General features: G+C 65.9%; 1 protein-coding gene. It reads right to left on the bottom strand.

Annotated elements, in window-relative coordinates:
- Positions 1–1,185, bottom strand: a 1,185-nt coding sequence (locus AC4LGL_RS33805; RefSeq protein ID WP_491842599.1) for an IS110 family RNA-guided transposase, incomplete at its 3' end; no start/stop codon positions are given.
- Positions 1,186–1,376: the final 191 nt, after the last annotated feature.

The following is a 1,376-nucleotide window of genomic DNA, read 5'->3' as shown; positions in this document are numbered from 1 at the left end:
GGCTTTGTGTTCGTCATAGGTGGTGTGGTGGCGTAGGCAGCCGTGCAGGATGCCGACGAGGCGATTGCCCAGGGCGCGTAGTGCTTGGTGGTGGGTGTCGCCGGCGGCGCGGTGCTGGTCGTAGAAGGCGCGGGCGCCGGGACTGTTGCTCAGCGCGCAGAAGGCCCATTGGTCGATCGCGTCGTAGAGGCGGCGGTTGCGTACGTGGCGGGCCAGCACGGCACGTTTCTTGCCTGAGGCGATGGTCAATGGTGAGGTTCCGGCGTAGTTCTTGCGAGACTTGGCGGTGGTGTAACGGTTCGGGTCGTCCCCGAACTCACCAAGCACCCGGGCGCCGAGGATGACACCAAGTCCTGGCAGGGAGAGGTAGATGTCGGCGTCCGGGTGTGTCTCAAAATGTGTCGCCAACTCGGCCTCCAGGTCGGCGATCTGATGGTTGAGCTCGGCGATGATGGCGACCAGAGCGCGGGTGCTCGCCCCGAACGCGGCAGCGACGGCGGGTGGGGCGGCGAGCTGCTCGGTGCGCAGCGCGGTCTGAATTTCGAGTGCTCTGGTATCGAGGTTGCGTTGTCGCCCTGCGGCTTTGAGTGCTGATCGGATCTTGGAGACACTCAGTCGGGCTGCGTCGCTGGGGGTGGGGGCGCGGCCCAGGATGGCCAGGGCATCGCGGTCGGACAGCGAGTCGAAGGCCTCCAACGCGCCCGGGTAGTACTCCCGCAACGCGCTGCGCAGTGCGTTGGTGTTGCGGGTGCGCGCCCAGATCAGGTTCTGATGCGCCCGCGCGAGCACCTTGACTGCCTCACCATCTGCGGTGTCCCCGGCGAGCAGGCGGTGGTTGTGCCGGTCGGTGCGCACCAGATCGGCGAGCAGTTTGGCGTCGGCGGCGTCGGATTTGGCGCCTGAGACCTGGTGGCGGTCGCGGTAACGGGCCACCGCGAGCGGGTTGACCGCGAACACCTCATAGCCGGCGGCGGCCAGCGCTTGCACCCACAGACCGCGGTCGGTTTCGATGCCGATGATCACCTGATCGGGCCCGTCGGCGTGGGCGGCCACCAGTTCGTGGAACCCGCCGATCCCGGCAAGTCCCTCAGGAAGCCGCCTCGACGCTAGTTTGGTCCCCTCGGCGTCCATCACATGAATGTCGTGGTGATCTTCGGCCCAATCGTCTCCAACGAAAATCGTCACCTTGCCTCCCTGCTCGATGTTGGGTGAAACCTGTTCGAGCCGAAGGACACCCGGCGGCAACCTAATGGATCAGTGCTCGAACGGCACGACACCCCATCAGCGCTATAGGTGACCTCACCAACCGGCCGGGGCACGATCTAGCGCTAGGAATCGACCAACACTCCAGGCGCACACAGTGCTCACCGACCAGC

It is taken from the genome of Mycolicibacterium arcueilense, from assembly GCF_058536225.1.
This window is presented reverse-complemented; position numbering and strand designations above follow the sequence as displayed.